The 25,146-nt window shown below is 35.2% G+C and carries 21 protein-coding genes and 2 pseudogenes; 1 reads left to right on the top strand and 22 read right to left on the bottom strand.

Features of this window, described 5'->3' with window-relative positions:
* Positions 1-4 precede the first annotated feature (4 nt).
* From I4N53_RS02840 to nagE, 13 genes and pseudogenes are all read right to left on the bottom strand, one after another.
* Positions 5-2,149: a hydantoinase/oxoprolinase family protein gene (locus tag I4N53_RS02840; protein ID WP_214495525.1), complete on the bottom strand. Its 2,145-nt coding sequence runs from the start codon at positions 2,147-2,149 to the stop codon at positions 5-7.
* A 27-nt stretch (positions 2,150-2,176) separates the two neighbouring features.
* Entirely contained in the window at positions 2,177-2,857 is a 681-nt protein-coding gene (locus I4N53_RS02835; RefSeq protein ID WP_214495524.1) for a hypothetical protein, read from the bottom strand.
* Positions 2,858-2,882: 25 nt separating this feature from the next.
* A complete protein-coding gene (locus tag I4N53_RS02830) occupies positions 2,883-4,388 on the bottom strand; it encodes a DUF4127 family protein (RefSeq protein WP_214495523.1) in 1,506 nt (501 codons plus the stop codon).
* A 79-nt stretch (positions 4,389-4,467) separates the two neighbouring features.
* Positions 4,468-5,763 carry a transporter gene (locus I4N53_RS02825; protein ID WP_009051770.1) on the bottom strand — a complete coding sequence of 432 codons (1,296 nt, stop codon included), beginning with the start codon at positions 5,761-5,763 and terminating at the stop codon, positions 4,468-4,470.
* 224 nt (positions 5,764-5,987) lie between these two features.
* Positions 5,988-7,103 (bottom strand): winged helix-turn-helix domain-containing protein, encoded by a 1,116-nt coding sequence (locus I4N53_RS02820; protein WP_214495522.1) that lies wholly within the window; start codon positions 7,101-7,103, stop codon positions 5,988-5,990.
* Between the two features lie 227 nt (positions 7,104-7,330).
* A pseudogene (locus tag I4N53_RS02815) lies at positions 7,331-7,640 on the bottom strand (ATP-binding protein); the annotation flags it as partial.
* Positions 7,641-7,652: 12 nt separating this feature from the next.
* A pseudogene (locus I4N53_RS02810) lies at positions 7,653-7,892 on the bottom strand (IS21 family transposase); the annotation flags it as partial.
* Positions 7,882-8,010: a hypothetical protein gene (locus I4N53_RS12295; protein WP_255549664.1), complete on the bottom strand. Its 129-nt coding sequence runs from the start codon at positions 8,008-8,010 to the stop codon at positions 7,882-7,884. The gene I4N53_RS12295 and the pseudogene I4N53_RS02810, both read right to left, overlap by 11 nt.
* A gap of 96 nt (positions 8,011-8,106) precedes the next feature.
* The gene (locus I4N53_RS02805) at positions 8,107-10,038 is read right to left on the bottom strand and encodes an aconitate hydratase (protein ID WP_214495521.1); all 1,932 of its coding nucleotides are present in this window, start codon (positions 10,036-10,038) and stop codon (positions 8,107-8,109) included.
* Positions 10,039-10,062: 24 nt separating this feature from the next.
* Positions 10,063-11,214, bottom strand: a complete 1,152-nt coding sequence (gene nifV / locus I4N53_RS02800) for a homocitrate synthase (protein ID WP_214495520.1) — start codon at positions 11,212-11,214, stop codon at positions 10,063-10,065.
* A gap of 131 nt (positions 11,215-11,345) precedes the next feature.
* Positions 11,346-12,173 (bottom strand): glucose PTS transporter transcription antiterminator GlcT, encoded by an 828-nt coding sequence (gene glcT, locus I4N53_RS02795; protein WP_004402524.1) that lies wholly within the window; start codon positions 12,171-12,173, stop codon positions 11,346-11,348.
* A 17-nt stretch (positions 12,174-12,190) separates the two neighbouring features.
* Positions 12,191-12,676, bottom strand: coding sequence for a PTS glucose transporter subunit IIA (locus tag I4N53_RS02790; RefSeq protein ID WP_003869252.1), 486 nt, complete (start codon positions 12,674-12,676; stop codon positions 12,191-12,193).
* A 113-nt stretch (positions 12,677-12,789) separates the two neighbouring features.
* The gene (nagE, locus tag I4N53_RS02785; protein WP_214495519.1) at positions 12,790-14,190 is read right to left on the bottom strand and encodes an N-acetylglucosamine-specific PTS transporter subunit IIBC; all 1,401 of its coding nucleotides are present in this window, start codon (positions 14,188-14,190) and stop codon (positions 12,790-12,792) included.
* Between the two features lie 285 nt (positions 14,191-14,475).
* On the opposite strand from nagE, the gene I4N53_RS02780 reads away from it, so the two are divergent.
* Complete coding sequence (locus tag I4N53_RS02780) at positions 14,476-15,063, top strand: Uma2 family endonuclease (RefSeq protein ID WP_004402528.1); 588 nt, start codon at positions 14,476-14,478, stop codon at positions 15,061-15,063.
* A 33-nt stretch (positions 15,064-15,096) separates the two neighbouring features.
* On the opposite strand, the gene I4N53_RS02775 is transcribed toward I4N53_RS02780, so the two are convergent.
* The 9 genes from I4N53_RS02775 to I4N53_RS02735 all read right to left on the bottom strand — a co-directional run bounded on the left by I4N53_RS02775 (position 15,097) and on the right by I4N53_RS02735 (position 25,116).
* Positions 15,097-16,044: a hypothetical protein gene (locus tag I4N53_RS02775; RefSeq protein ID WP_214495518.1), complete on the bottom strand. Its 948-nt coding sequence runs from the start codon at positions 16,042-16,044 to the stop codon at positions 15,097-15,099.
* Between the two features lie 122 nt (positions 16,045-16,166).
* Positions 16,167-17,813 carry a methyl-accepting chemotaxis protein gene (locus I4N53_RS02770; protein ID WP_214495517.1) on the bottom strand — a complete coding sequence of 549 codons (1,647 nt, stop codon included), beginning with the start codon at positions 17,811-17,813 and terminating at the stop codon, positions 16,167-16,169.
* A gap of 118 nt (positions 17,814-17,931) precedes the next feature.
* Positions 17,932-19,227 (bottom strand): pyrimidine-nucleoside phosphorylase, encoded by a 1,296-nt coding sequence (locus tag I4N53_RS02765; protein WP_214495516.1) that lies wholly within the window; start codon positions 19,225-19,227, stop codon positions 17,932-17,934.
* Between the two features lie 15 nt (positions 19,228-19,242).
* The gene (locus tag I4N53_RS02760) at positions 19,243-20,412 is read right to left on the bottom strand and encodes a phosphopentomutase (protein ID WP_214495515.1); all 1,170 of its coding nucleotides are present in this window, start codon (positions 20,410-20,412) and stop codon (positions 19,243-19,245) included.
* A gap of 32 nt (positions 20,413-20,444) precedes the next feature.
* On the bottom strand, positions 20,445-20,852 hold the full coding sequence (locus I4N53_RS02755) for a cytidine deaminase (RefSeq protein WP_012994565.1): 408 nt from the start codon (positions 20,850-20,852) through the stop codon (positions 20,445-20,447).
* Between the two features lie 15 nt (positions 20,853-20,867).
* A complete protein-coding gene (locus I4N53_RS02750; protein WP_028991846.1) occupies positions 20,868-21,593 on the bottom strand; it encodes a GntR family transcriptional regulator in 726 nt (241 codons plus the stop codon).
* Positions 21,594-21,608: 15 nt separating this feature from the next.
* Complete coding sequence (locus I4N53_RS02745) at positions 21,609-22,529, bottom strand: ABC transporter permease (RefSeq protein WP_214495514.1); 921 nt, start codon at positions 22,527-22,529, stop codon at positions 21,609-21,611.
* On the bottom strand, positions 22,529-23,587 hold the full coding sequence (locus tag I4N53_RS02740) for an ABC transporter permease (protein ID WP_214495513.1): 1,059 nt from the start codon (positions 23,585-23,587) through the stop codon (positions 22,529-22,531). The genes I4N53_RS02745 and I4N53_RS02740 overlap by 1 nt, the downstream gene beginning before the upstream one ends.
* Complete coding sequence (locus I4N53_RS02735) at positions 23,587-25,116, bottom strand: ABC transporter ATP-binding protein (RefSeq protein WP_214495512.1); 1,530 nt, start codon at positions 25,114-25,116, stop codon at positions 23,587-23,589. Before I4N53_RS02735 ends, I4N53_RS02740 begins: the two co-directional genes overlap by 1 nt.
* Between the last annotated feature and the right edge of the window lie 30 nt (positions 25,117-25,146).

The following is a 25,146-nucleotide window of genomic DNA, read 5'->3' as shown; positions in this document are numbered from 1 at the left end:
TTCATCACCTTTTGCTTAATAATATGAGTATTCGGTCATTATCAGATAAGCCACTTATTTCTACTTTTGCCAGTGAAATTATTTGTTCTTTGTCGATAAGTCCTGATAGGTCTACTATTCTATTTGGCAGTATGATAAAGCAATCAGGGATTTCAGCTCCGCCATCGCCATAAAATATGTTTTGCTCTAATGCTTTGTTTAAATCATTTTCAAAGGTTTTAATGGTTGTTCTACATACTTTGCCGTTATTTTTGTGAAGTCTTATAACCCCTTCTTTGTTTATTACTACTACTCTTTCCTGCTTTTGTGATAATAGCCCAAATAATCTTTTCCTGTCTTCTATTCCTTTTATGATATACATTGAACCTGTTTTATCGATTATTTGAAGGTTTTTTGTCGATTCTAATTTCATTACCTGAGCTGCTATTTTCTTTATTTCTTCTTCTCCCAAGTTTTTGTTTAATATGTCTTTGGAACGTAATTCTGTAGCTCCTGTAGCAATTGCTCTTACTATATTTTTTTGTGAGTCTATTTCTACGTATATTTCTACCGTTTCTTCTAATGCCCCTGATCTTATTACTGCTTCTTTTGCTTCATTTCTTATTGACAATATATCTTTTTCAGTGGGATTTTGTATTGTGCGCTCTACTATTTCTCTTACCATCGCAAGGGCTACTCCTATTGTAGAGATTACCTGAGCGTTTTTGGCTATTCTATGGTGCATACCCATAATTTTTGCAACATAGGGAACTATTGAAGCACTTCCTCCTCCTCCACCTACAAGTATTGTCGTATCTTTGTCAAGTTTGTAATCATTAAGAAGTTGTTCAACAACTTTTGCTACTTTCATGCTGGCAATATTCATTATCCTCTCAGCTACCTCTTCAATTGTTTTATTGAGTTTTTTAGCAATTGGTTCTAATGCCTTTCTTGCAGCTTCTCGATTACCATAGGCGTAATCTTCTGGTTTTACATATCCTAATACGTTTGCCGCGCAGGATACAGTTACCGCAAATATTTTGCCATTTTTACTTTTGATTGCAACATAATTACCGGGATCATTCTTTTTTGGTTTTATATATACTATTTCAGGTTCTATTATTTCTTCAGGATCGCTGTAAACTGCATATGGTAAACCTGCAATGTGGGCGCTTCTCGGTCCAACGTCTTCTATGTCTTTGTCACCCAGCCTTATCATACTTCCTCCTGCTATTCCCACCGTTCTTACGTCAAGGGAGTTAAGATATGTTTTATGCCCACCAATTTCTGCATAATTTACCATCACTTTACCTGCCTTTATTGCAGAAATGTCTGTACTTGTTCCACCAACTTCAAGGAATATGCCATCAGATATTTTTTCATACATCAAAGCTCCTGCTACACCTGCAGCAGGCCCTGAAAGAAGTGTTAATATCGGTCTTTTCCTCACTTCCGCTATATTCATTACTCCACCATCGCCTCTCATTATCATGAGAGGTGCTTTTATGCCAGATTTTTTTACGCTATCTTCTGTCATGTTTGCTGTCTCTATCATTTTGGGAAGTATACATGCGTTTATTGCTGCAGTCCTTGTCCTTATCTTTAATCCATATAGCTTTGTTATTTCATGCGTTGCCGTCGCTGGAAGCCCTTTTTGCTCTGCTATTTCAACTATTTTATTTTCAATGGTAGGATCATCAACTGAAAAGGCCTGTGCTGCAACGATTGCCCCTATCTCTTGATTTTTGAATTCTTCAATTTTCATTTCTACCTTTTTTTCAAATTCCTCATCTAATTCAATATATTGACTTACAATTTTTAATATCTTACCTGGTGCAAGTTCTATATCTTGTATATTTGTATCGCTTTTTACTTTAATACCCTCAAGCCCTTTCCCTGCAGCTATAATGCCAACAGGAACAACGTCACCTTCTAATAATGCATTTGTCGCCTGTGTTGTCCCATGAGCTATAAATAAAACATCTTCCGGATTTATCTTGTGTTCTTCCATGAGTTTTACAAGGGCTTCTATAATGCCTTTTGCAACACCTTCTTTCGCAGTATGTGTCGTCGGTACCTTTATTGTCCCTATCAATTCATAAGTGTCATTATCTATAGCAACTGCATCTGTAAATGTTCCTCCAACATCTATCCCGATTCTTACTTTCAATACTATCTCCTCCTTCTAAAAATCACATTAAAGCCTGTCGATAGCTTTCCTATATTCACTTGTAACTCTTTCTAATTGATTTGGACTATTACCTGTAACTATAGCACCAATCATAAAACCTCTAACACCAATATTATAAAGGTCTTCCACTTCTTCCGGCAAGATAACCCTTTGAGTAGGTACAACTACAGGTTTATTAACATATTCAATTATTTTTCTATACCTTATTAAATCAGCTAAATAAATAATATCTTTTTTATCATCTGGCAACATATCTGCTTCGATTACATCAACATTCAAATAATTTAACGTCTCTATTTCGTCGATTGTATAATCTCGAGTTATTGTAGACATTATTGTAAATCCCGATTTATATATATATAAAGGCATGTGGTGAACGAACATCGATATAAAATCAAAACCAATATCTTTTAATATTTTAATTTCTTCTTTTTCAATACAAGATTCATCTCCCCCTGGCACAATGCCTACAGGTATGTTGACTTTTCTTACAATTTCCTCTAGAATATCTACTTGTTCTATTAGTCTTGGAAACCTATTGCCACTTGCTCTATGAAAAACATTTGTATGGACCTTAATTGCATCGGCACCACCATTGACTGCCGCCAAAGCAAGTTCTAAAGTATTTTGAGGAAGGCTTACAACAAGTGTCATTTTATTGCTTTTTAACCTTTCAATCAATCTCATAATAATATCACCCCTCTAGAAAAATTTATATTTGAACTTTAACATCCACTTTTATTTCAAATGTCCTATTCCATGGAAAAGAGCATTCAATGTGATAATCTTTTATTTGCAAATTTTCTAAAATCTTAATAGGTTTATTTAATATTGATTTTTTAATAATCTCATCATGTTTTTTCATAAGTTCACATAATATCATATTATAATTGTATCTAAACTCTTTAAATAAATGGATATTTTCTCCTTCCTTTTGTAAAATTTTATTTATTTTTGGGCGAACTATGCTTTGGTATAAAAAGTCATCATAAAACCTTTCTATAAGAAATTCAAGAAATAATTTACTGTCCTTATTCTCTTCATATAACAAAGCATAAAATAAGAGTCCTGTCCCAATACTATTTGAAGCCGTATTCCAGGCTGTATATCCATATATCTCATGTAATATGTCGTTTCCCGAAAGAAAATAAATAAGTTCTTTCCAGCCTCCATTGGCATGACATAAATCAAATATTATAATTTTGTGATTTTTTATATAGGCATCTAGTTCTTCATCATTTATATAAACATCTTCAGCTTTAACACCCTCAAGATATTTATAATGGTCATCATCAATCCAAATAATGTCATCAAATATTTTAGGCGTTATTATATATAAAATTATCTGATCATTTACTTCATTTATATCAAAACCAGCGGCTTTGATATGCAAATCTAAAGTTTCGTAAATTGGTATGTTTTCGTATTGTGCTACTACATATTTTAGACGATCATTATCATACACTAACCTCCCAATTTTCATTCTTGAAATATCATTCAATACCCTTACAAATAAAATCTGACCAAACTCATCAGCACCTGGCATCATCATTATCTTTTCTTCAAGACCTAATTCTCTTATTTTTGTAAGCAGTCTTTCCTGCTCTAAAAGATGAATTCCTATTTTATCACAATCTTCTTGACCTAAAACCAAAAAATCTATTATTCCCTCATTTACCAAATCGATTGAGATATTATTAACTTCATGATTGCGTCTTCTGGCTTTTAAATAACCATCAAGAATAGACTTAGGAATTATCTTTTCAAGCTCTTTTATTCTACTAAAATTTTCGTGTTCATTATAAGCTAGGGAAGAATATTCATTAATCAGTTTCCAATATTCATATGTTTTTTCGTCTTTCACACTTATAGATGTTCTCATAATTATATTAAAGGCATATACCTTGCAATTACTATTATTCTTTTTAAACTCTCTAATAGATTCTGCAAACCCATACGGAACAACATTTAAATTCATTTCTCTACTTGCAATTAAACCACCATAGGCTAACATATCTATAGATAAAATAAGATAATCTACATTACGGAGATTCATCAACCACTTTCTTATATATTCTACATCCCCATGAGTAGTAAATTTACCCAGCTTTTCTTCAGTCGGTGTAATAATATCTATTCCCTTGATTTTAGCTGCTTTTAATATAAAATCATAATTGCAGGGTCTGTTGTCAAGCGGAATATACGCTATCTTTAGCACTGTATCTGCCCTCCTCAAAAAATTTATAGTTATATTATCCTATAAAGGGGGGGGAATAACCTCCCCCTTTTCCTTCTTTTTACCATTTAAAAAGCGCTACATATATAATATCTAACAATACAACAATTAACATATATGGTAATGTCTTTTTCAGAATGGTTGTTGTATCTGTATTTGTAAAGTATGCAGTCCAAACGTTATGAGTATTAGTAGGGTCACACACACCTTGAATATTGCCTGTAGCAATCAATGCACCCATAATAGCTTGAGGAGGTAATATACCTGCTGAAATCATGAGGGCAGCAACACCACTCCCTAGTCCCCATAAGTTTAAAGGTCCTCTGTAAAGTGCCAATGGTGATAGTATCACAAAAAATAATACATATCCAATTTTCGAAGTTGGTAAAATTTTGGAAATAATTGGAGAAATTAGTGCTGCAGTTGTTTTATCCATAACAGCGAGTAAAAGCATACCAATCCCTATCATCAAACCTAGTGCAGGTGCGACATCCTTTATCCCCTCAATTATTGAACTTGTAAGTAGATTTTTTATTTCGCGGGGTCTTGTTGTCAAAATACCATAAAGAATACCTATTAACATTGCTGATATTATATCTATCTGAATTGGTTTGCCTTCTGCATCTTTAAAGATTAATGGCCATATGAAAAGGAGTAAAACGGGTATGATTGGCGTCAAAAGAGCATACCAAGAAGCGCGAGGCTTTTCTTCCTGAGTTTCTGTGGGCATTGCCCAAGCAGTAACAGTCTTCTTTTTCGGTACATTGATAAATATAAACAATAAAAGAACAACTGCTGCAATTATTCCAAAAGCTAAGGCAAAGCTTTTTATTGTTGCCATATCAAGGTTTAAAGCACTTTGGTAAAAAGCATAGTTCATAACATTAAATAAACCTCCTAAATTTAACCCCATGAGCAACAATGAAGCAGCAATAACTGGTTCAATTCCTACTGATATTAAAATGGGTAAAACAATCGTTCCTACCATTATTACAGATCCTAAGCCTCCGAGAGAAGTAAATATAAGAGCAACTGCAAAGGTTATTGCTAATGCAACGATAATCGGCCTGTCTCCCCCTAATTCTGCAGCAGTTCTTACAATGCTTTCAGAAATTCCTGTTTTGTTTATTATCTGCGCTAAAATTGCACCAAATATTGCAGCAGCCATTGCGCTTTGAAGCCTCACAGCTCCAGCACCTATTATGTTCGATAAAATGTAATTTAAAGGCATCCCAGCTATTATAGCAATAACAATAGCCATTGATGGTAGTGCTAAAAGCGCAGGCATTTTTTGTGTAACCATTAAGTACGCAAAGAAGACAAACACTAAAATGATTAAAATACCTTGGACACTCATAAAAACCCTCCTTAAATTTTTATTGAGTTTTTGCGGAACCCTCAAAACTCATACTGATTGAGGGATTCCATATTTATTTCCAAAGGGATTCCTTTGTTTTGTTTATTTTTAGTATTTACTACAAGAAAATTGCAATTTATAAGGAATCCCTTTGAAAATCTAACGTAAACGACAATTTTTAAAATTTTTGCATTAAAACTCATTACTGACGGCTATTTTTATTTTTAAAAACCTGTACTATAAATTTCTATAAACTTTTCATACTGGTTAAATAAATTTGACAAAACTTCTTCTATGCATCCGTACAAGGTAGCTCTTTCATTAAGTAAAGATTTCTCAATCTCACATAATAAACCATCTTCTTTGAGTTTAGCTTTAACAGCTTCTATTAAGCCTTGATGAGCTATATAACCATGAAAAATTATAGAATCCGGATCTACGTAATGTAGTATATGTCTTATTGTTTGTACTAAAAAATTTAGTAAATTTGTAAATAGAGTTATAGCCCTAGTTTTTCCTACTCTAGCATCATGAATTAATTTACCTACCTCTTCATATCCGCTCTTTTTTAATACGGTAACATCAGCCATATTTATCATATCCTTCTCAATTTTACCTAGATATCCTCTGCCTGGCTTCAAAATATTCCCATTATCTATAATCGCAAAACAAGCATCCTCTCTCAAATCTCTATCAATATCTATTACAACAATCCTTTTCATCTCAGATTTATTTTTTATTCTTGTCCACTCACCAAGAACTTTCATATGGATCTCATTTACAAATTTAATTTCAATATTTGGAAATTTTTTGCACAATTTTTCGTGTAAATCAATAGCCTTTATAGATGGTATACCGCTTATCAAAAACTTATTTTTCCCATAATCAAAATAGCCCGGTGCTGCAATACAAATATTTGACAGCTTACCAATAAAAATATTATAATCGTTCAATATTCGGCTTATCCCACTCGTCATAGAAAATATTACATCGTTATCATCTGCACCTTCTATAACGACTTTATCTTCACCAATAACATCTCCATCTAAATTCACTAAATAAATACTCATATAAGTCTTATTGATAATTACTACAATAAAATATTTAAAATTACCATTAAACTTATACAAAATAGGTCTTCTCCCACCTGATGAATCCCCAACTCCAAATTCTATTATCCTACCTTCATCTACCAATTCGTCCACTATTTTAGATACTGAAGGCAAACTAATCCCCGTTATTTTTGAAATTTCAACTTTAGAAATCAACCCTTCTTTTTTTATAAAGGATAGAATTAATTCTTTATTTAATTCTTTAGACACTTTACTATTAAAAGCCATAGCGATCCCTTTCCTTCGAATTTTCTTTTGTTTGGCTTTATCTACTTATAAGCATCCTATAAATCGTTTAACTTACTAATTTAAAATAAATAAGTTTCTTTATAATATATATTCTACAACACTTTTAAAAATCCTTCTTGATTTACTTAAAAAATAAAAAAATTTTAGAATTACTACATGTTTATATTAATAGCGGATTACAATTGACCCACCCTGCGTTTTTTAATTTAAGCCTTACCGCTTGAGCTACTGTAATAAAGACCAGTCTTTAGCTTATCTTTTAAACGATAGCTATTACCTCTTATGTTGATTATATGAACATGGTGCAGCAATCTATCCAATACTGCAGTTGCAAGAACTGGATCTCCCATTAATTCACCCCATCCCCCAAATCCTTTGTTGGTTGTAAGCATTATGCTCCCTCTCTCATACCGCGCGTTTATAAGCTGAAATAAAGAGATTTGCTCCAAGGCTGTCTAAAGGCAAATATCCTACTTCATCTATAACAAGAAGTTTTGGCCTTATATAGTTCCTCAAAATGGTTTTTCATCCAGTGTAACCTTGTTCTTTTATTCTTTCGTAGATAACTTCACAGTTAAATATTCCCATGTTAATGTACTCATGAATAGTATTTTTGTAAGGGTCAAGTTTTGAACCTCTCTTGGGAGGAGGTTTTCTTTCGGAGATGTCCCCCGCTTTGAGATACTTTCTTATTGTGTTTCGAGAATGATCTGTTTCTCGTGAAATTGCAAGAATACTTTTGCCTTTTGCTCTGAGTTCATGTATCATGATACCCACCCCAACTATTGACAAAGAACCACTTTCTTAAAAGGTGATCTTTTGGTACTAATTGGTCTATACTTACAAATTCTATTTGATACCTTGCATCCTCTTCCTTTGATAACATCTTTATTCTCCTCTTTTGTTCATGCCACTAAAAAAACAAGGAACCCTTCTCATAATAACGGGTTCCCGATATTTTGTCAACAGGCTGCCGGGAATATCATCCGGTTTTTTTAGTATTTTTATTTTTTACATAATTTATCATACCGCCTGCTATGAGTACTTCTCTGTTTCTATCTGAAACCTCAAGATCTACTTCAAAGGTTGTACCTTTTGTTTGGTTTTTCACTGTTATCCTGCCGCCTCTTTTTACTTGTTCTACCGCATTTTCTATCTTTAAAACATCCCCAACCTCAATGTCTTCATAATCTTTTTCATCTACAAAAGTAAGAGGAAGAATTCCACTATTTATAAGGTTTGCTTTGTGTATTCTCGCAAATGACTTTGCTATGACAGCCTTTACTCCCAGTTGAAGTGGAGCCAATGCCGCATGTTCTCGGCTAGAGCCTTGTCCATAGTTGCTTCCACCGACAATTATGCCACCGCCCCATTCAATCGCTCTTTTGGAAAAGTTTTCATCTATTATTTCGAAACAGTGTTTAGCAAGCTCAGGGATATTAGACCTTAAGGGTAACAATTTAGCATTTGAAGGCATTATATGGTCTGTAGTTATATCGTCTCCTACTTTAATTAGCACCCTCTTTTCTATATCAGAAAGAGGTGTATTGAGAGGAAATGGCTTTATATTAGGTCCTTTTATTATCTCCACCTTTTCCCTATCCTCTGACGGTTTTATAATCATATTGTCATTAATTTCAAATTTCTCCACATAAGGTACTTCAGGTGCTTCCCCTAACTCTCTCGGATCTATTAAATACCCTGTCAAAGCTGCAGCAGCAGCAACTTCAGGGCTTACGAGATAAACTGATGCCGATTTTGTACCACTTCTGCCGTAAAAGTTTCTATTAAAGGTTCTAATCGAAATTGCACCTGTTGCGGGAGCTTGACCCATGCCAATACAAGGTCCACAAGCACTTTCGAGTATTCTTGCACCTGCCGATATCAGGTCTGAAAGTGCACCATTTTTTGCAAGCATGTTAAGAACTTGTCTTGAACCAGGAGCAATTACAAGGCTTACATGTTCTGGAATAACCTTGCCTCTCAATATGGAAGCAACTTTCATTAAATCAGCATAAGAGGAATTTGTGCATGACCCTATAGCAACTTGGTCAACTTTTGGCCTTCCTGCGTTTTTAACTTTTACAACATTATCAGGGCTGTGAGGGAGTGCTACTAAAGGTTCTAGTTCATCAAGATTTATTTCAATGACCTCATCGTATTCTGCATCTTCATCGGCAGCCAAAGGCACAAATGCATCTTCTCTTCCTTGGGCTTTTAAAAATTCATAAGTCCTTTCATCTGAGGGAAAAATTGAAGTAGTAGCTCCTAATTCCGCCCCCATGTTGGCAATTGTAGCTCTTTCGGGTACTGATAGAGTTTTTACCCCATCCCCTGAATATTCAAAAATCTTTCCAACTCCACCTTTTACAGTAAGTCTTCTTAAAAGCTCCAATATCACATCCTTTGCCGATACCCAAGGTCTAAGTTTCCCAGTAAGCCTTACATTGACAATGGAAGGCATAATAATCCTGTAAGGCTCTCCCGCCATAGCCAAAGCAACATCTAAGCCTCCTGCACCTATAGCTAACATTCCTAACCCACCTGCTGTTGGCGTATGGCTATCAGAACCTAAAAGAGTTTTCCCTGGCCTTCCGAATCTTTCAAGATGCACTTGATGGCAAATGCCATTTCCCGGCCTTGAAAAATATATGCCGTATTTTGCTGCAACAGTCTGGATGTATCTGTGGTCATCTGCGTTTTCAGGACCTTGCTGCAATGTATTGTGGTCAATGTAAGCAACTGAAAGCTCAGTTTTTACTCTGTCTATCCCAAGAGCTTCTAATTGTAGGTACGCCATGGTACCAGTGGAGTCTTGAGTCAAAGTTTGGTCAATTTTAATGGCTATTTCTTGACCTTTTCTCATTTCTCCTTCGACAAGGTGAGAAGATAGTATTTTCTGTGTAAGATTCATTGCCTTCACTCCTGTAACATAATTTTATATAGCCTTTTCTCTGTTTTTGATAACATCCTCATAAAGGTACATGAGCTCTTTATCAAAAAGCGGCCTCTTAAGCTGTATAGCTAATTTTCTGACATGAGGCAAAAGTTGATTTGCTTCTTCTTCTGTTAAAACTCTGCCGTATTCTTTAAATTTATTTATAAGAGCCGCAGTGCCAGAATGCTTGCCTATCACAATCTGTCTTTCAAGGCCTACTTCATCAGGATTAAATATTTCATATGTGTGAGGATTTTTAAGGGCACCATCTACATGAATACCTGACTCATGGGCAAAGACATTTGTTCCAACTATAGCTTTCCATGCTGGTAACTGTCTTCCTGAGGCCAAAGCAACGTATTCAGAAATTTCCCTAAATCTAGTTGTATCTATTCCTAAATCTATTTTGTAGACGTGCTTTAATGCCATTACAACCTCTTCTAAAGCAGCATTTCCGGCTCTTTCGCCAAGGCCGTTTACTGTAACTCCTATAAACTTTGCCCCTGCTTTCATACCTGCAAGAGCATTGGCAGTAGCCATCCCAAAGTCGTTATGAGTATGCATTTCAATATCAATGTCAACAGCTTCTTTTATTGCCTTGACCATATCATATGTTTTAAAAGGATCTAAAAATCCTACAGTGTCGCAAAATCTCAAACGATCAGCTCCTGCTTGTTTTGCGCATTTTGCAAATTCAATAAGAAAATCCATATCCGTACGAGAAGCATCTTCTGCGTTGACAGAAACATATACACCTTCTTTTTTGGCAAACCTAACTGCTTCTGTCATATTGTCCAAAACCCATTGCCTTGACTTCTTAAGTTTGTGCTCAATGTGAATATCAGAAGTAGACACAGAAATTGCAACAGCATCAACGCCGCATTCCAAAGATTCCTGAACGTCTTTTACAACTGCTCTATTCCATGCCATTATACTGGCTTTTAACCCAAGCTTTGCAATTTTTGCAACTGTTTCCTTTTCATCCCCCCCCATTGTGGGAATGCCTACTTCTAATTGATCTATTCCAATTTCATCTAACATTTGCGCAATTCTGACTTTTTCGTTATTTGCAAATACAACACCAGCAGTTTGCTCTCCGTCCCTCAAAGTAGTGTCTACAATATAGACTTTCTTCCCCTTTTTAAGAGCCATTTAGCTTCCCCCTTCAAAAATTCTATATAAGATATTTTATATGTAACCATTTATAAAGTCAATAGTATTTTGCAATTTTTACAATGCAAAATTGCAAAACCCGAACTAAAATTAATTTTAGTTCGGGTTTGTTAAATAGTATTGATTAATCGCTGAATGTGTATTGCAATATATCCTATTTCTTCCTCAGGCACTTTCTTTCCTAACGTATCTTCTATTACTTTTGCTACTTGTGTTGCTATATTATAAGCTTTTTTGAATTTTTTCTTTATAGAGGCTAAAAGTTCATTTACCACAGGTGAATTTTTTTCTAATCTATCAATAGCAAAACGCAAGTGAGTTACAAGCCTTAGATAATCAATCGAATCCCTGTCAATATGTTTCCCTAGGTGGTTTTCAATTGTTGACACTAATTGAGATACCAATCTAGTATTTTTTAAAGTGTTTGACAAACCAGCATTTTCTAAAGCAGCATGCAAGTGAAGAGCTATAAAGCCTGCTTCATCCTCAGGAAGTGAAATGTTAAGTCTTTGATTTATCAATTCCAGCGCTTTTAATGCAATATTATAATCATCTTTATACAAAGCTTTTATTTCTATATTAAAAGGGTTTTTTATTTCTATTCCCATATTTATTCTTTCAATCGCAAAGGCAATGTGATCAGCAAGTGCAATGTGTATATGCTCATTAAGTTTTTTGCTTTTTATTCTTTCTGCCATCGCTATTATTTCTTCTGCAATCCCTATTACATCTCCTCTTATCTTTTCCATTAACTCAGAAAATTTAATCTTATTAACATCCTCTTGTACATAAAATATTTTCTCTAATTTATCTTCTTCAATAATATCACCCGGTCTTTTGCCAAATCCTATACCTTTTCCCACAACTATGCATTCCACATTTTTATCATCCTTTGCCATACACACGTTATTGTTAAGAACTTTTATTACTCGATACATAATCAATACCTCACTTTTTACTTGAGGTATACTCTCATAACCTTTGTGTTTCCAGCTTTTACTTCCTCACCATCAGGTTCTTTTACAATTTTATCCACTATATCCATATTAGTAATAATAATTGGAGATGTCAATGGGTGTTCTTTTTTAACCAATTCCATATCAAATTTTATCAACTTATCTCCTACTTTGACTTTTTCACCTTCGGAAACAAAACTTTCAAATCCATTTCCTTTCATTTCTACTGTATCCATCCCAATATGAATTAGTACCTCCAAACCTTCTTCTGTTTTTATTCCCAAAGCATGTTTTGTAGGGAATAATTGTATAATAGTGCCATTAACCGGTGAATATACTATACCTTCTTTAGGTTCTAATGCCACTCCATCTCCTACCATTTTTTGAGAAAACACAGGGTCTGGGACATCTTCAATTTTTAATAATCTGCCATTAATAGGAGAATATATATCTACGTATTTTTTCTTTTTAAATATGTTAAACATGTATACCATCCCTTTCTGTATTTTTTATAATATCTTATTATACCCATATATTTCAAACTTCTTAAAATAATTTTGATGGCGGCCAGTTTACGGCCGCCTAAAACATTTTCACCTTAAATTTTACCTCCTGCTTTTTTCATGTGTTTTTTCATTTCTTGTGCAATCAAATCAGCTTTTGTACCAACAATTACTTGCAATGCATTTTTGCCCATTCTCATAACACCTGTTGCTCCTAATTTTTTAAGTTTATCATCGTCTATTATTGTATCGTCTTTCACAGTCAAGCGCAACCTTGTTATGCAAGCCTCCAAAGACTGGATGTTTTCTGCTCCACCCAATACTTCTACGTATTGTGCAGCAATATCACCAAGTTCTGATTTTGACATGTCTGCATATTGGTCAACAGCTTCTTCTTCTAATCTGCCAGGAGTTGGCAGGTTGAATTTCACTATTATATAGTAGAAAATTACATAGTATATTGCACCATAAATTATACCTATTAGAAGGAGCAAAAGAGGTTTTGTAGCTATACCATAGCTTAAGATATAGTCAATGAGACCAGCTGAAAAGCCAAAGCCATCCTTTATACCAAGAACATAAGTTATAGCAAGAGATAAACCTGTCAAAAGAGCGTGTATTACATAAAGTACTGGCGCCAAGAACATAAATGAAAATTCAATAGGCTCTGTAATACCTGTTAGAAATGCTGTAAGAGCTGCACTTATTAACACACCAGACACAGCTTTTCTTTGGTTTGGCTTTGCTGCCGCCAACATAGCCAGTGCTGCTGCTGGAAGCCCAAACATCATAATAGGATAAAACCCTGCCATAAATGTTCCTGCTGTTGGGTCACCTGCAAAGAATCTGTTTAAATCCCCAGTTACAACTTTGCCAGCTGCTGTTTTAAAAGTACCAGATACAAACCAGACAAGACTGTTTATAACGTGATGAAGTCCAAAAGGAATCAAAAGCCTATTGAGTACACCATATACAAATACTCCAAGTGCTCCCGCTCCAATTATCCATTCACCTACAGCATATATGCCATTCTGTATTGGAGGCCATACATATCCCATTGCAAAAGCTAACACAATTGCCGCGAAAGCTGTTACAATAGGCACAAATCTTTTTCCACCAAAGAAGCCTAAGAAATCAGGAAGTTTAATATCATGATACTTGTTATACAGATAACCGGCTATGATACCCATTAAAATACCGCCTAAAACTCCCATGTTGATATCTTTGTTTATAGTTGTCGCACCTTTTGTCAGTACAAAATAGCCAACTGCTGCGGCAAGAGCTGCTACACCATCTCCATCAGCAAAACCTATTGCAATACCTATAGCAAAGATGAGAGGTAAATTGTCAAATACCGCTGCACCTGCTTGCATAATAAAAGGAATGTTGAAAACATCAGGTGCGCCAAGCCTCAAAAGCAACGCAGCTGCAGGTAACACAGCAACTGGAAGCATTAAGGCTTTACCAAGTTTTTGAACACTTGCTAACCACTTCATATAAAAACCTCCTTATTTTTATTTTTCAGGCATTTAAACAAAAAGAGCCGGCAAGGTAATAACACCTTCACCGGCTCATGCCTGCTTTTCCAGTAACACGCCGTAATTTAGTATTCGTTTACGAATATTATATAATCTATTTTGCAGTTTGTCAATAACTAATTATTGATAATTTCACATATATCTTTAAATCGCACCCTCGTTTTTCATTGAATTATTTGAAAAATAATTTATAATTAAAGTTAAGGAATAATAAAAATATATTTAAATTGGAGGTTTCTGATAATGCCATTGCCAAAAGAAGATAAGGTATATACTTATGGTGACCTTTTGATGTGGCCAGAGGAAGAAAGAATTGAATTAATTAATGGACAGCCTTTTATGATGACACCTCCATCGAGAATTCACCAAGAAATTTCAAGAGAACTATTAACTGCTTTTTCTGTATATCTGAAAGATAAAAGTTGTAGAGTATACAGTGCACCTTTTGGTGTAAGGTTTCCTTCTGGCAATGAAAAAAGTGATAAAGAAATAAAGACTATCGTTGAACCGGATATAGTGGTCGTATGTGACGAATCAAAGTTAGATGATGAAGGATGTAAAGGAGCTCCTGACTTAATTGTAGAAATTGTATCACCATCTACTGCAAGAAAAGATAAGGTAGAAAAATTTAATCTATACGAAAAAGCGGGAGTAAAGGAATATTGGATAGTCGAACCTGAGCAAAAAGTCGTTATGGTGTTTATCCTTGAAGATGGACGTTACAGAATAGTTAAAACCTACTCAGAAGATGATAGCATAAAAGTGAGTATCTTCGATGACCTCACTATAAATTTAAAAGACATATTCAAAAGAGTGCAAAAAGGCCTATGATGATTTCATCATAGGCCTTTTTTATAACCATAATTACTTATTCAAAGAATATGCCATTCTCCTATAAGTATGCCTTACTCCTCTTATAGCAATAGAAAGTGCCATTATGTTTTCAGGAAGTGCCACTCCTGCATATCCTGCATCTCCTATATGCTGTATGTCTGCTCCCGCCATTTTTGATTGAACCCCGATAAATTCTATTGTGCTTTTTTGTGAGCCTTCTTGTGAGGTGCCAATTGTAGTCATTGCTAATGCCCCTTCTTCATGTATTGCATCTATCTGCCTTTTCGCAAGATTTAAATCAATTCCTGGAACAGTACCAGGCGCTGGTATCAAAACACAGTCAGCACCTGCTTTTACAAAATCCTTTAAAATTTTGTCTTCATATATGTTCCCTGAACCAGCACCGTGCATTTTCCCAGCAATGATCATCATATTTTCACCCAAAATCTCTTTTGCTAATTCTATTCCTTTTATTATCGTACTGACACTTACCCCTGTATTGGGATTCCCAGTTATAACGATATAATCAAATCCGTACTCTTTAGCTTTTAAAAGATTTTCTCTATTTAATTTTCGTCCCTCTACATGCTTTACTCCTTCAGGAACTGGTTCTATATTTACACCTATAAACCTTCCAACTATCTTTTTGAGTCTCTTAATATAGTCAAAATCCTCTGCGTTTTTGGAAGCTATTTCGACTATTTTTTGTACTTCGGAAGGTCCAGCTGAAAAGTTTATTTCTATGTCGTCTATACCAAAAATAAATGGTTTTTGAAAGTCAAAAAAATTCAACGTAATCATATCACTGCCAAAAGTCGCTGCAAGCTCCATGTTTGATACCCCATAGATAAGCGGTGGAACTGTAACAATAGTCTCTGCCATTACCGTCCTTCCTTCGGAAGTTTTGATTGTTTCAATGAGTGTATTTTTGTCCATTCTCTCAATGTCTTTCATTGTAAGCTCAAATATCCTTTTCATAAAAATCCTCCTCTCTAAAAATTAAAAGCTGGCAAGGTATTAGTTACCTTACCAGCTCATGCCTTAACCAGTCGCACGCTGTCTAAGTAAATTATAAGCCATATAGCCGTTGGTGTCAATAACTACAGCTGTTTTACTATATTCGTAATTTTTTGCATATTAGCCTTTTGCTCTTCAGTATATTCAACCTGTTCTTTTATGTGGTCAAGGTTTTTCAAATTATTTTCATCTACTACATTTATCTCAGCCAAAAGTTGCTGAGAAGAAGCCAACAATTCTTCTACTTGTGCAGATATATTTTGTGATGCTGTCATCACATTTTTCATAGCCTGCAGCGTTTGGTTAGAACTTACTGCTGTTTCTTCTGCCGCAACAGAAATTTCACTAATAATATCAGAAACTTTATCAAACCCTTCTTTCGTCTGTTCAAAAATATCTAATACTTTATTTACCTCGATGGATGCTTTTGTTGAAGTATCGATGTTTTTGATAACATTATCAACAGTTTCCCTCGTAAATTGGGTAAGAGATTCTATTATTTCTCCTATTCTTTCTACACTTTCTGTAGATTGTGCTGCAAGTTTCCTTATTTCTTCTGCCACAACTGCAAAACCTCTTCCGTTTTCTCCAGCTCTTGCCGCTTCGATTGCCGCATTAAGTGCCAAAAGATTCGTCTGCTCAGCTATATCTGATATTGAATAAAGAATATCTTTTATACCACCCATTCTTTTTTCTAGCTCATTCAATTGTTTTGAAGTATTTTTAGAAGTTTCCAAACTTTCTTGTAAGGATTCAATCAATGATTTAACTTCTTCTCCTTGCCTGTGTGCATTTTCTTCCATTTCTTTGATTTTCATCATTGCTTCATTCATGTCTCTCATAAGTTTATCAGAAACTTGTGACAAATTCTCATTAGTCTCCGAAACCTTAGTAATAGAATCAGCCACTTCATTTACATTTTCGGAAATTACGTTAATCCCATTTACTAAATCTTCTAAGCCCTGTTTTGATGAGGTTATATTTGTTGTATTTTCTTCTGATTTGTTTTTTATATCAACGGCATAATTCATGACTTCCTCTGATTGTTTTACTGCCTTATCAATTTCGGAATTTATAAGTTTTGCAAACTTCCTTAACTTCCTCACAATTACAGCTGTGTAAATTAAAATTATTACTATGATTGCAATACTTATACTAAGTGATACGTAAAAATTCTTTTTATTGTCTTCTATCATTTGATTGAAATATGGCAAAAAACCTTGAGAATATGTAGAACTAAAATCATTTAAACTGCTTTGAATGTGATTCAAATAATAACCAATAGTTACTACTTTATCACTATCATTAACAGAGTCATACCTTTCAGGTAATTCATTTACTGCTTTCTTTAAGTTTTGAATACCCTCATTAATAGCTGATAAATTTTTTTTAAGGAGTTCATAGTTTTTTGTGTTTTTATAATCATCTAAACTATTTTGAATATTACTTACATACGTCTCTATCGAACTAATTGGTACTCCTACAGAAAAATTTGTCGCATTTCCATGCATGTAATCGTTTAAAGTTTGCTGTATGTTACCGCTTAACACTGCAATTTGAACTTGAGCATTCGACACATTGATTACCTGATTAACTACATATTTTCTTAGATTTTCGATATTCTGAATAGTATTAATAAGGCCTACATTAATTGTAAAAGTTAAAATGGCAATAAGGATTCCTATTATTACAAATGAACGTATAAGTTGAGCACGAATAGTCTTTCCCATTTGCATTTCTCCCCTTCTAAAGTGGATTTAGAAAACCTCAATATATATTTATCGGCTTTAATTGATGAAACTTTAATACAAAAAAGCGATTCCTCTCAAGGAAGAATCGCACACTATACTATTCAAATATTAATGTCGGCCTTTCTACAGGCTCATCTGAAAGGAGAATGTATTTTTTGATTTCATCAAAAGCCCACTCTAATTTGCTTTCATCATTGGCATATATCGTCGCAATAGGTTCTCCCTTCCTAATTATATCTCCAACTTTTCCCCCTAACATTATTCCAACTGCTAAATCTATTTTGTCTTCTTTTTTCTCCCTTCCGGCTCCTAACTTCATCGCTATAAGACCTAACTCTAAAGCCATTAAGTCTTTTATATATACATTCCTGTCAGCAATCCAAGGTCTTACATACTTAGCCTGTGGTAAAAGTGATACATCATCAACTACTCTTTCATCTCCACCTTGTGCCTTTATAAACTCTTTAAATTTTTGTAGGGCTTTGCCACTGTCAAGTGCTTCTTTTAGTTTTACCCTCGCCTCTTTGTCGTCTTTTGCAATACCTGCAATCTGAAGCATATCAGAGCCTAAAAGCATACATACTTCCAATAAATCTTTAGAGCCGTAACCTTTCAAAACGTGAATAGCTTCTACTATCTCAAGAGCATTTCCTATCGCAAGCCCAAGTGGGTAATCCATATTTGTAACATGTGCAACAGTTTTTCTGCCAACAGAATTACCTATATCTACCATCAATTTAGCAAGTGCTTTGGCTCTTTCTAAATCTTTCATAAAAGCTCCTCTTCCAACTTTTACATCTAATACTATTCCATCTGCACCTGCGGCAATCTTTTTACTCATAATAGAGCTTGCAATAAGAGGAATAGAATCTACTGTTGCAGTAACATCCCTTAAAGCATATAATTTTTTATCAGCAGGAGTGAGATTTTTTGTCTGCCCAATAATAGCAATCCCATATTTATTTACATTGTCGATAAACTCCTCTTCACTGAGTTCTACTCTCATTCCTGGTATTGACTCAAGTTTATCTATCGTCCCGCCAGTATGTCCTAAACCTCTTCCTGACATTTTTGCAACAGGTGCTCCACAGGCTGCTACCATCGGAGCAAGCACCAGCGTAGTAGTGTCAGCCACCCCACCCGTTGAGTGTTTATCAACTTTGATTCCTTTAATAGCTGACAAATCCATCACATCGCCAGAGTAAGCCATAGCCATAGTAAGATGTGCAGTCTCTTCTGGCGTCATTCCTCTAAAATATATAGCCATTGCTAAAGCACTCATTTGATAATCAGGAATATAATCTTTTGTATAAGAAGAGATTATAAAATTAATCTCTTCTTTTGTAAGAACTCCACCGTCTCTCTTTTTCATTATAAGGTCATACATCCGCATAAATTATACCTCCTGTCATAAAGGTAATTCCCTCAAGAAGGATGTGCCATGTTTTGTAGAACCAACCTCGAATATTTCAGCTATTGTAGCAGCAATGTCCGCATATGTGCTTCTTACTCCTAAATTAACTCCATGTTTCATTAAAGGACTATAAACTAATAATGGAACATATTCTCTTGAATGGTCTGTGCTTTCAGTAGCAGGGTCACACCCATGGTCAGCAGTTATAATGAGCAAATCTTCTTTTGTAAGTTTTTCCATAATTTCTGGAAGCCTGTCATCAAAATTCTTTAGAGCCTTTGCGTACCCTTCAACATCATTTCTATGACCATATAGCATATCAAAATCAACTAAATTTGTAAAAATTAAGCCATCTTTAACTTCATCCATTGCTTTTATAGTAGCTGTAATACCTTCGTCATTGTTTGTCGTATGATTTTTCCCAGTAATTCCTTGCCCAGCAAAAATATCTTCAATTTTTCCTATAGCAAAAACTTCATATCCAGCTTCTTTTAACATATCCAGTATGGTAGGTTCAAAAGGTTTGAGAGAAAAATCTCTTCTATTTTCTGTCCTCACGAAATTTCCGGAAGAACCAGTAAAAGGTCTTGCAATTACTCTTCCCACCGCATGGTCACCTTTTAATATTTCCCTGGCAATCTCACAAATTCTATAAAGTTCTACAGGAGGTATGACATCCTCATGGGCTGCTACCTGAAATACACTATCAGCAGAAGTATAAACTATTGGGAAGCCTGTTTTTACATGTTCTTCTCCCAACTCTTTTATTATTTCTGTTCCTGAAGCAGGTTTATTCCCCAAAACTTTTCTTCCAATTCTTTTTTCAAATTCTTTGATAATTTCGTCAGGAAAACCATTGGGATAGGTAGGAAATGGTTTGTTAATAAAGAGTCCTGCTATCTCCCAATGGCCTGTAGTAGTATCTTTCCCTGCTGATTTCTCAGCCATTTTGCCATATCCACCAATAGCGTTAGGGTTTTCAGGAACGCTTTTTAGAGGAATTATATTCCCTAACCCTAATTGCCCCATATTAGGAAGGTCAACACCTGTCTTTTCTGTCACATGACCTAAAGTGTTTGAACCTTCATCTCCAAACCTATACGCATCCGGCAATTCTCCTACTCCTACGCTATCCAAAACTATCAGTATGACTCTTTTGAACATTTTATCACCTCTTCTAGGAGCTTATGTCCATATTATTTCTCTAAATCTTTTGAGGTAAAAGCACCTGGCAATAAATCTTTAACAGTGACAACAGCGTAATCGCCTTTCATGTTGCTCAATACTACCACCATGTCCTCTCCACCCAATTCCATCATTACTTGTCTACATGCACCACAAGGAGAGACAGGACCTTCAGTATCTGCAACTACAGCAATTGCTTTTAATTTTCTCTCTCCATTTGCATAAGCGCTAAAAAGAGCCGTTCTTTCTGCACAATTGGTAAGGCCATAAGAAGCATTCTCAATGTTGCAACCTTGATAAGTTTTCCCATCTTCAGTAAGCACACATGCACCTACTTTAAAGTGGGAGTAAGGTACATAGGCCTTCTCCCTTGCTTCTTTTGCTAACTCGATAAGCTTCTCATAATCTTTATGTTCCACCCTATACACCTACTTTCATAATATTCTTTTGCGTATAATATAGAAGTCAAATTTAGAAGCATTAAAATAGTTAGAAGAATAAAGGATTGGCGTATTGTTTTCATCGTAATGCACTTGCTCTAAAAGAAGTATTGAATCATTTTTGTCCATCATCAGTTTTTTCTCAACAACAGGGTCATGCTTTATAACCCTTATATTAGAAATTGCATAAGTTATTGTAATAGAGTGCTCATTTTCAAGGTAAGAAAATACAGATTGTTCAAATCCAGTAAAAGATTCTCCTACAATGCTTTGAGGTAACCTGTCTATGCAATATACAACAGGGACCTCATCTGCTGTTCTTACCCTTTCTACTTTATATATAATATCCCCAGGTTTTAATTTTAAATGATTTGCCTCATTTTCGGTGGCAGGAAGTTTATATACAGTAAAATCTTTTGTACCAGGTACCATCCCTTGCCTTTCAATTAAAGTGGTAACACTAAATAACTCTTCTAATCCACTTTTGATAAGGGGTTTTCTCTTTACAAAAGTTCCTACTCCTTGCTGTTTTATTATAAGTCCTTCCTCCTCTAAAATTCTCATTGCTTCTCTTAAAGTAGCTCGACTAATACCAAATTGCTTGGCAAGCTGTGACTCAGAAGGAAGCTTACTCCCTTCCTTCCACTGCCCTGTCTTTATCAATTCTTCCATTTTCCTTAAGGCGAGCTCATACAGCGGTTTTTTCTCAGGAAGCAGCATCGACATAAAATCCCCCTATTTCTTCGGTGTATATGGTACTCCATCTGCAGCAGGTGGTACGCTCTTTCCACCGACACCAACAAGTGCAAGTATTGTTACTATATAGGGCAACATCATAATTATATTCTTAGAAAATGCCGTATTTTGAAGCTGCATGCTAAGAGCTGTTGCAAATCCAAAGAGAAGTGCAGCTCCAAAAGAGCCAAAAGGCGTCCATTTCCCAAATATCATTGCTGCCAGTGCAATATAACCTCTACCACTTGTCATATCAGGGATAAAACTATTTAACGCACCTATTGACAGATAAGCACCACCCATGGCAGAAAGAATACCACTTAAAGCAACGCCAAGATATCTTAATTTTATGACATTTATACCCGCTGTTTCAGCCGCCTCGGGATTTTCACCAACTGCTCGAAGTCTTAAACCTAAATTTGTGTGAAACAAAAAATAATTTGATATGAATAAAATTATTATCATCAAATATACTATTACACTGTGACCACTTAAAACTTGGCCTAAAAATGGTATACTCTTAATTGCTGGTATATCTAAAGTAGGTAGCATAGGAGTGTCAACAGGAGTTCCTGTAAAACCATATACTGTATTTAAGAGGTATGCCGTAATACCCGATGCAAAAATATTAATAGCCATACCTAAAATTATTTGATTAGCCGTTAAGCTTACAGCCGCCCACGCAAAAATCAAAGCTACTATAAGCCCAACAATCATAGCACCCAAAAGTCCTAACCAAGCACTACCAGTGGCATGAGCAAACACCACAGCAAAAAATGCTGCAATAAGCATAATACCTTCCATTGCTATATTTACAACACCAGACCTTTCAGAAAAGGTACCACCTAGCGCAGGCAACGCCAATGGTGTTGCCATCGCCAAAGTAGCTGCCCAAAGTTGGGGATTTAAAAATATTTCCATTATGCTTGCGCCTCCTTTTTGCGGTTTTTCGCAAATTTGTTTTTTATAACCTCTGCTACTCTATGAGCTGCTACAAAGAACACTATAAGCCCTGTAATAACGTCTGCCATTTGACCTGGTACCTGCGCATTGAGCTGCATATACTGCGAACCAGTATCTAAAGCCGCAAACAAAATTGCGGAAAATATAACTCCTAGCGGATTGTTATTTGCGAGAAGCGCTACAACTATTGCTGTATAACCATATCCCGATGTAAAACTATCATAGAGTCTATGCTGTACTCCTAACATCTGAACTGCTCCAGCAAGTCCTGCAAATGCGCCACTTAAACCCAATGAAAGCACCATATTCAGAGGCACATTCATACCCGCGTATCTTGCTGCTCTTTGATTATATCCTACTGCTCTCATTTCAAAGCCCCATGTCGTTTTAAACATAAGCCAATATACGAAAACAGCAGCAATAAGTGCGATAAAAATTCCATAAGAAAGCTGAGTATTCTTAATTAAAACAGGTATAACTGCACTTTCATTAATACGGGGAGATTGAGGAATTGTTCCTCCCTTCTCCATCATAGGCCCAAATTGAAGCAAAAAGTGGCTAAAATATATAGCAATATAGCTCATCATCATAGTAGTTATAACTTCGTTAGCACCGGTATGGGCTTTTGCAAGTCCCGGGATAAGTCCTGCCCAAAGCCCTCCTGCTATCATTGCAGCTATAACTGCAAAAGGTATGTGGATATACCAAGGTAATCCAGTAAAACTATAGCCTACCCAAACACCTACTATTGCACCTATCCAATACTGTCCTTCTGCACCTATATTAAATAGTCCAGCTTTAAAAGATATAGCTACACCTAATCCTGTCAATATAAGAGGCACAGCAGCTGCAAGAGTATTTGCAATATTATTGATTGTGCCAAAAGCACCTATAAACAAAGATATATAAGCAGTTATAGGATTAAATCCTGTAATAAGCATTATAATAGAACCAACTATTATTGCTATAAGCACAGCTGCAGCAGGAATATACAGTTCTTTTAAAAGATTTTTCATTATCTCGCCTCCAATGTCGTCTTATCAAATCGTGAACCAGCCATAAGCATTCCTATTTGTTCTCTTGTGGCAGTTTTGCCGTCCAAAATATCCATAAGCTGTCCATTGTATATAACTCCAATCCTATCTGATAATGACATTATTTCTTCTAGCTCTAATGAAATGAGAAATACAGCAGCACCTCTGTCTCTTAATTCAAGTATTCTCTTGTGGATATATTCTATGGCACCGACATCCATTCCACGTGTTGGCTGAACTGCAATTAAAAGCTTAGGATTGTATCCTACCTCTCTTGCCAAAATAACTTTTTGCTGATTTCCTCCTGATAACCCACGAGCTTTAAGCATGTACTCAGGAGGTCTTATGTCAAACTCCTTAACTTTTCTCTCAGCATTTTCATAAACTTTTTTATATTGAATTACACCATGACGAGAATAGGCAGAATCTTTATATTCCCTCAAAATTAAATTTTCTGCAATTGTAAAATCCAAAACAAGTCCATCTGCTTGCCTGTCTTGTGGAATATACGATATACCCTCTCTATAAAGCTGTCTTGTAGTAAAATTTGTAACATCTTTTCCGTAAAATAAAATATTGCCTGATTTCTTAGGCCTTAATCCCATTATAGCTTCCACTAATTCTAATTGCCCATTTCCATCAATACCTGCAAGTCCAAAAATTTCTCCTTCGTGTATTTCAAAACTTACATTTTTAACCTTAGGAACGTTCTGCTGGTCAACTACATTTAAATTTTTAACACTTAAAACGACATCCCCTGGCTTGTACTCACTCTTTTCTATTCTCAATACTACTTCTCTACCTACCATTAAATTAGCAAGTTCTTGCTCATTCGTTTCTTTTGTGTTCAAAGTACCAACAGTTTTACCTCTTCTCATAACTGTAACTCTATCAGAAATTTCTAATACTTCTTCTAATTTGTGACTTATAAATATTATTGACATACCTTGTTTTACAAGTCCCCTCATTATTTCAAATAATTTTTCTGTTTCCTGAGGAGTAAGCATAGCTGTTGGCTCATCCAAAATCAAAAGTTTTGCTTTTCTATAAAAAGCCTTTAAAATCTCAACTCTTTGCTGAAGACCAACAGATAAATCTTTTACTTTTGCTTCAGGATCTATTTCTAAGTGATATTTTTTTGAAATCTCTCTTATGAGTTCATTTGCTTTTTCCCTATCGTAAGTTATGCCTTTAGGCTCTGCACCTAATACAATGTTTTCTGCAACTGTCAAAACAGGAATAAGCATAAAGTGTTGATGTACCATTCCTATACCTTTTTCAATAGCTTCATGAGGACCACTTAGATTGAGTTCTTCACCATCAAAAATGAGCTGACCTGAATCCGGTTTATATAAGCCGTATATAATATTCATTAAAGTAGATTTGCCAGCACCATTTTCTCCAAGTATAGCGTGAATTTCTCCCTTTTCAACTGTAAGGTTGACATTGTCATTTGCTACAACCTTAGGAAATACTTTCGTAATATTCTTTACTTCCAATATAGCGCTCATACTCCTACCTCCAAAAAGGGGCTGAACAGT

The organism is Thermoanaerobacter sp. CM-CNRG TB177, assembly GCF_018588165.1.
Taxonomy (GTDB): domain Bacteria; phylum Bacillota; class Thermoanaerobacteria; order Thermoanaerobacterales; family Thermoanaerobacteraceae; genus Thermoanaerobacter; species Thermoanaerobacter thermocopriae.
The sequence above is the reverse complement of the archived record's forward strand: the minus strand, read 5'-3'. Positions and strand labels throughout refer to the sequence as shown.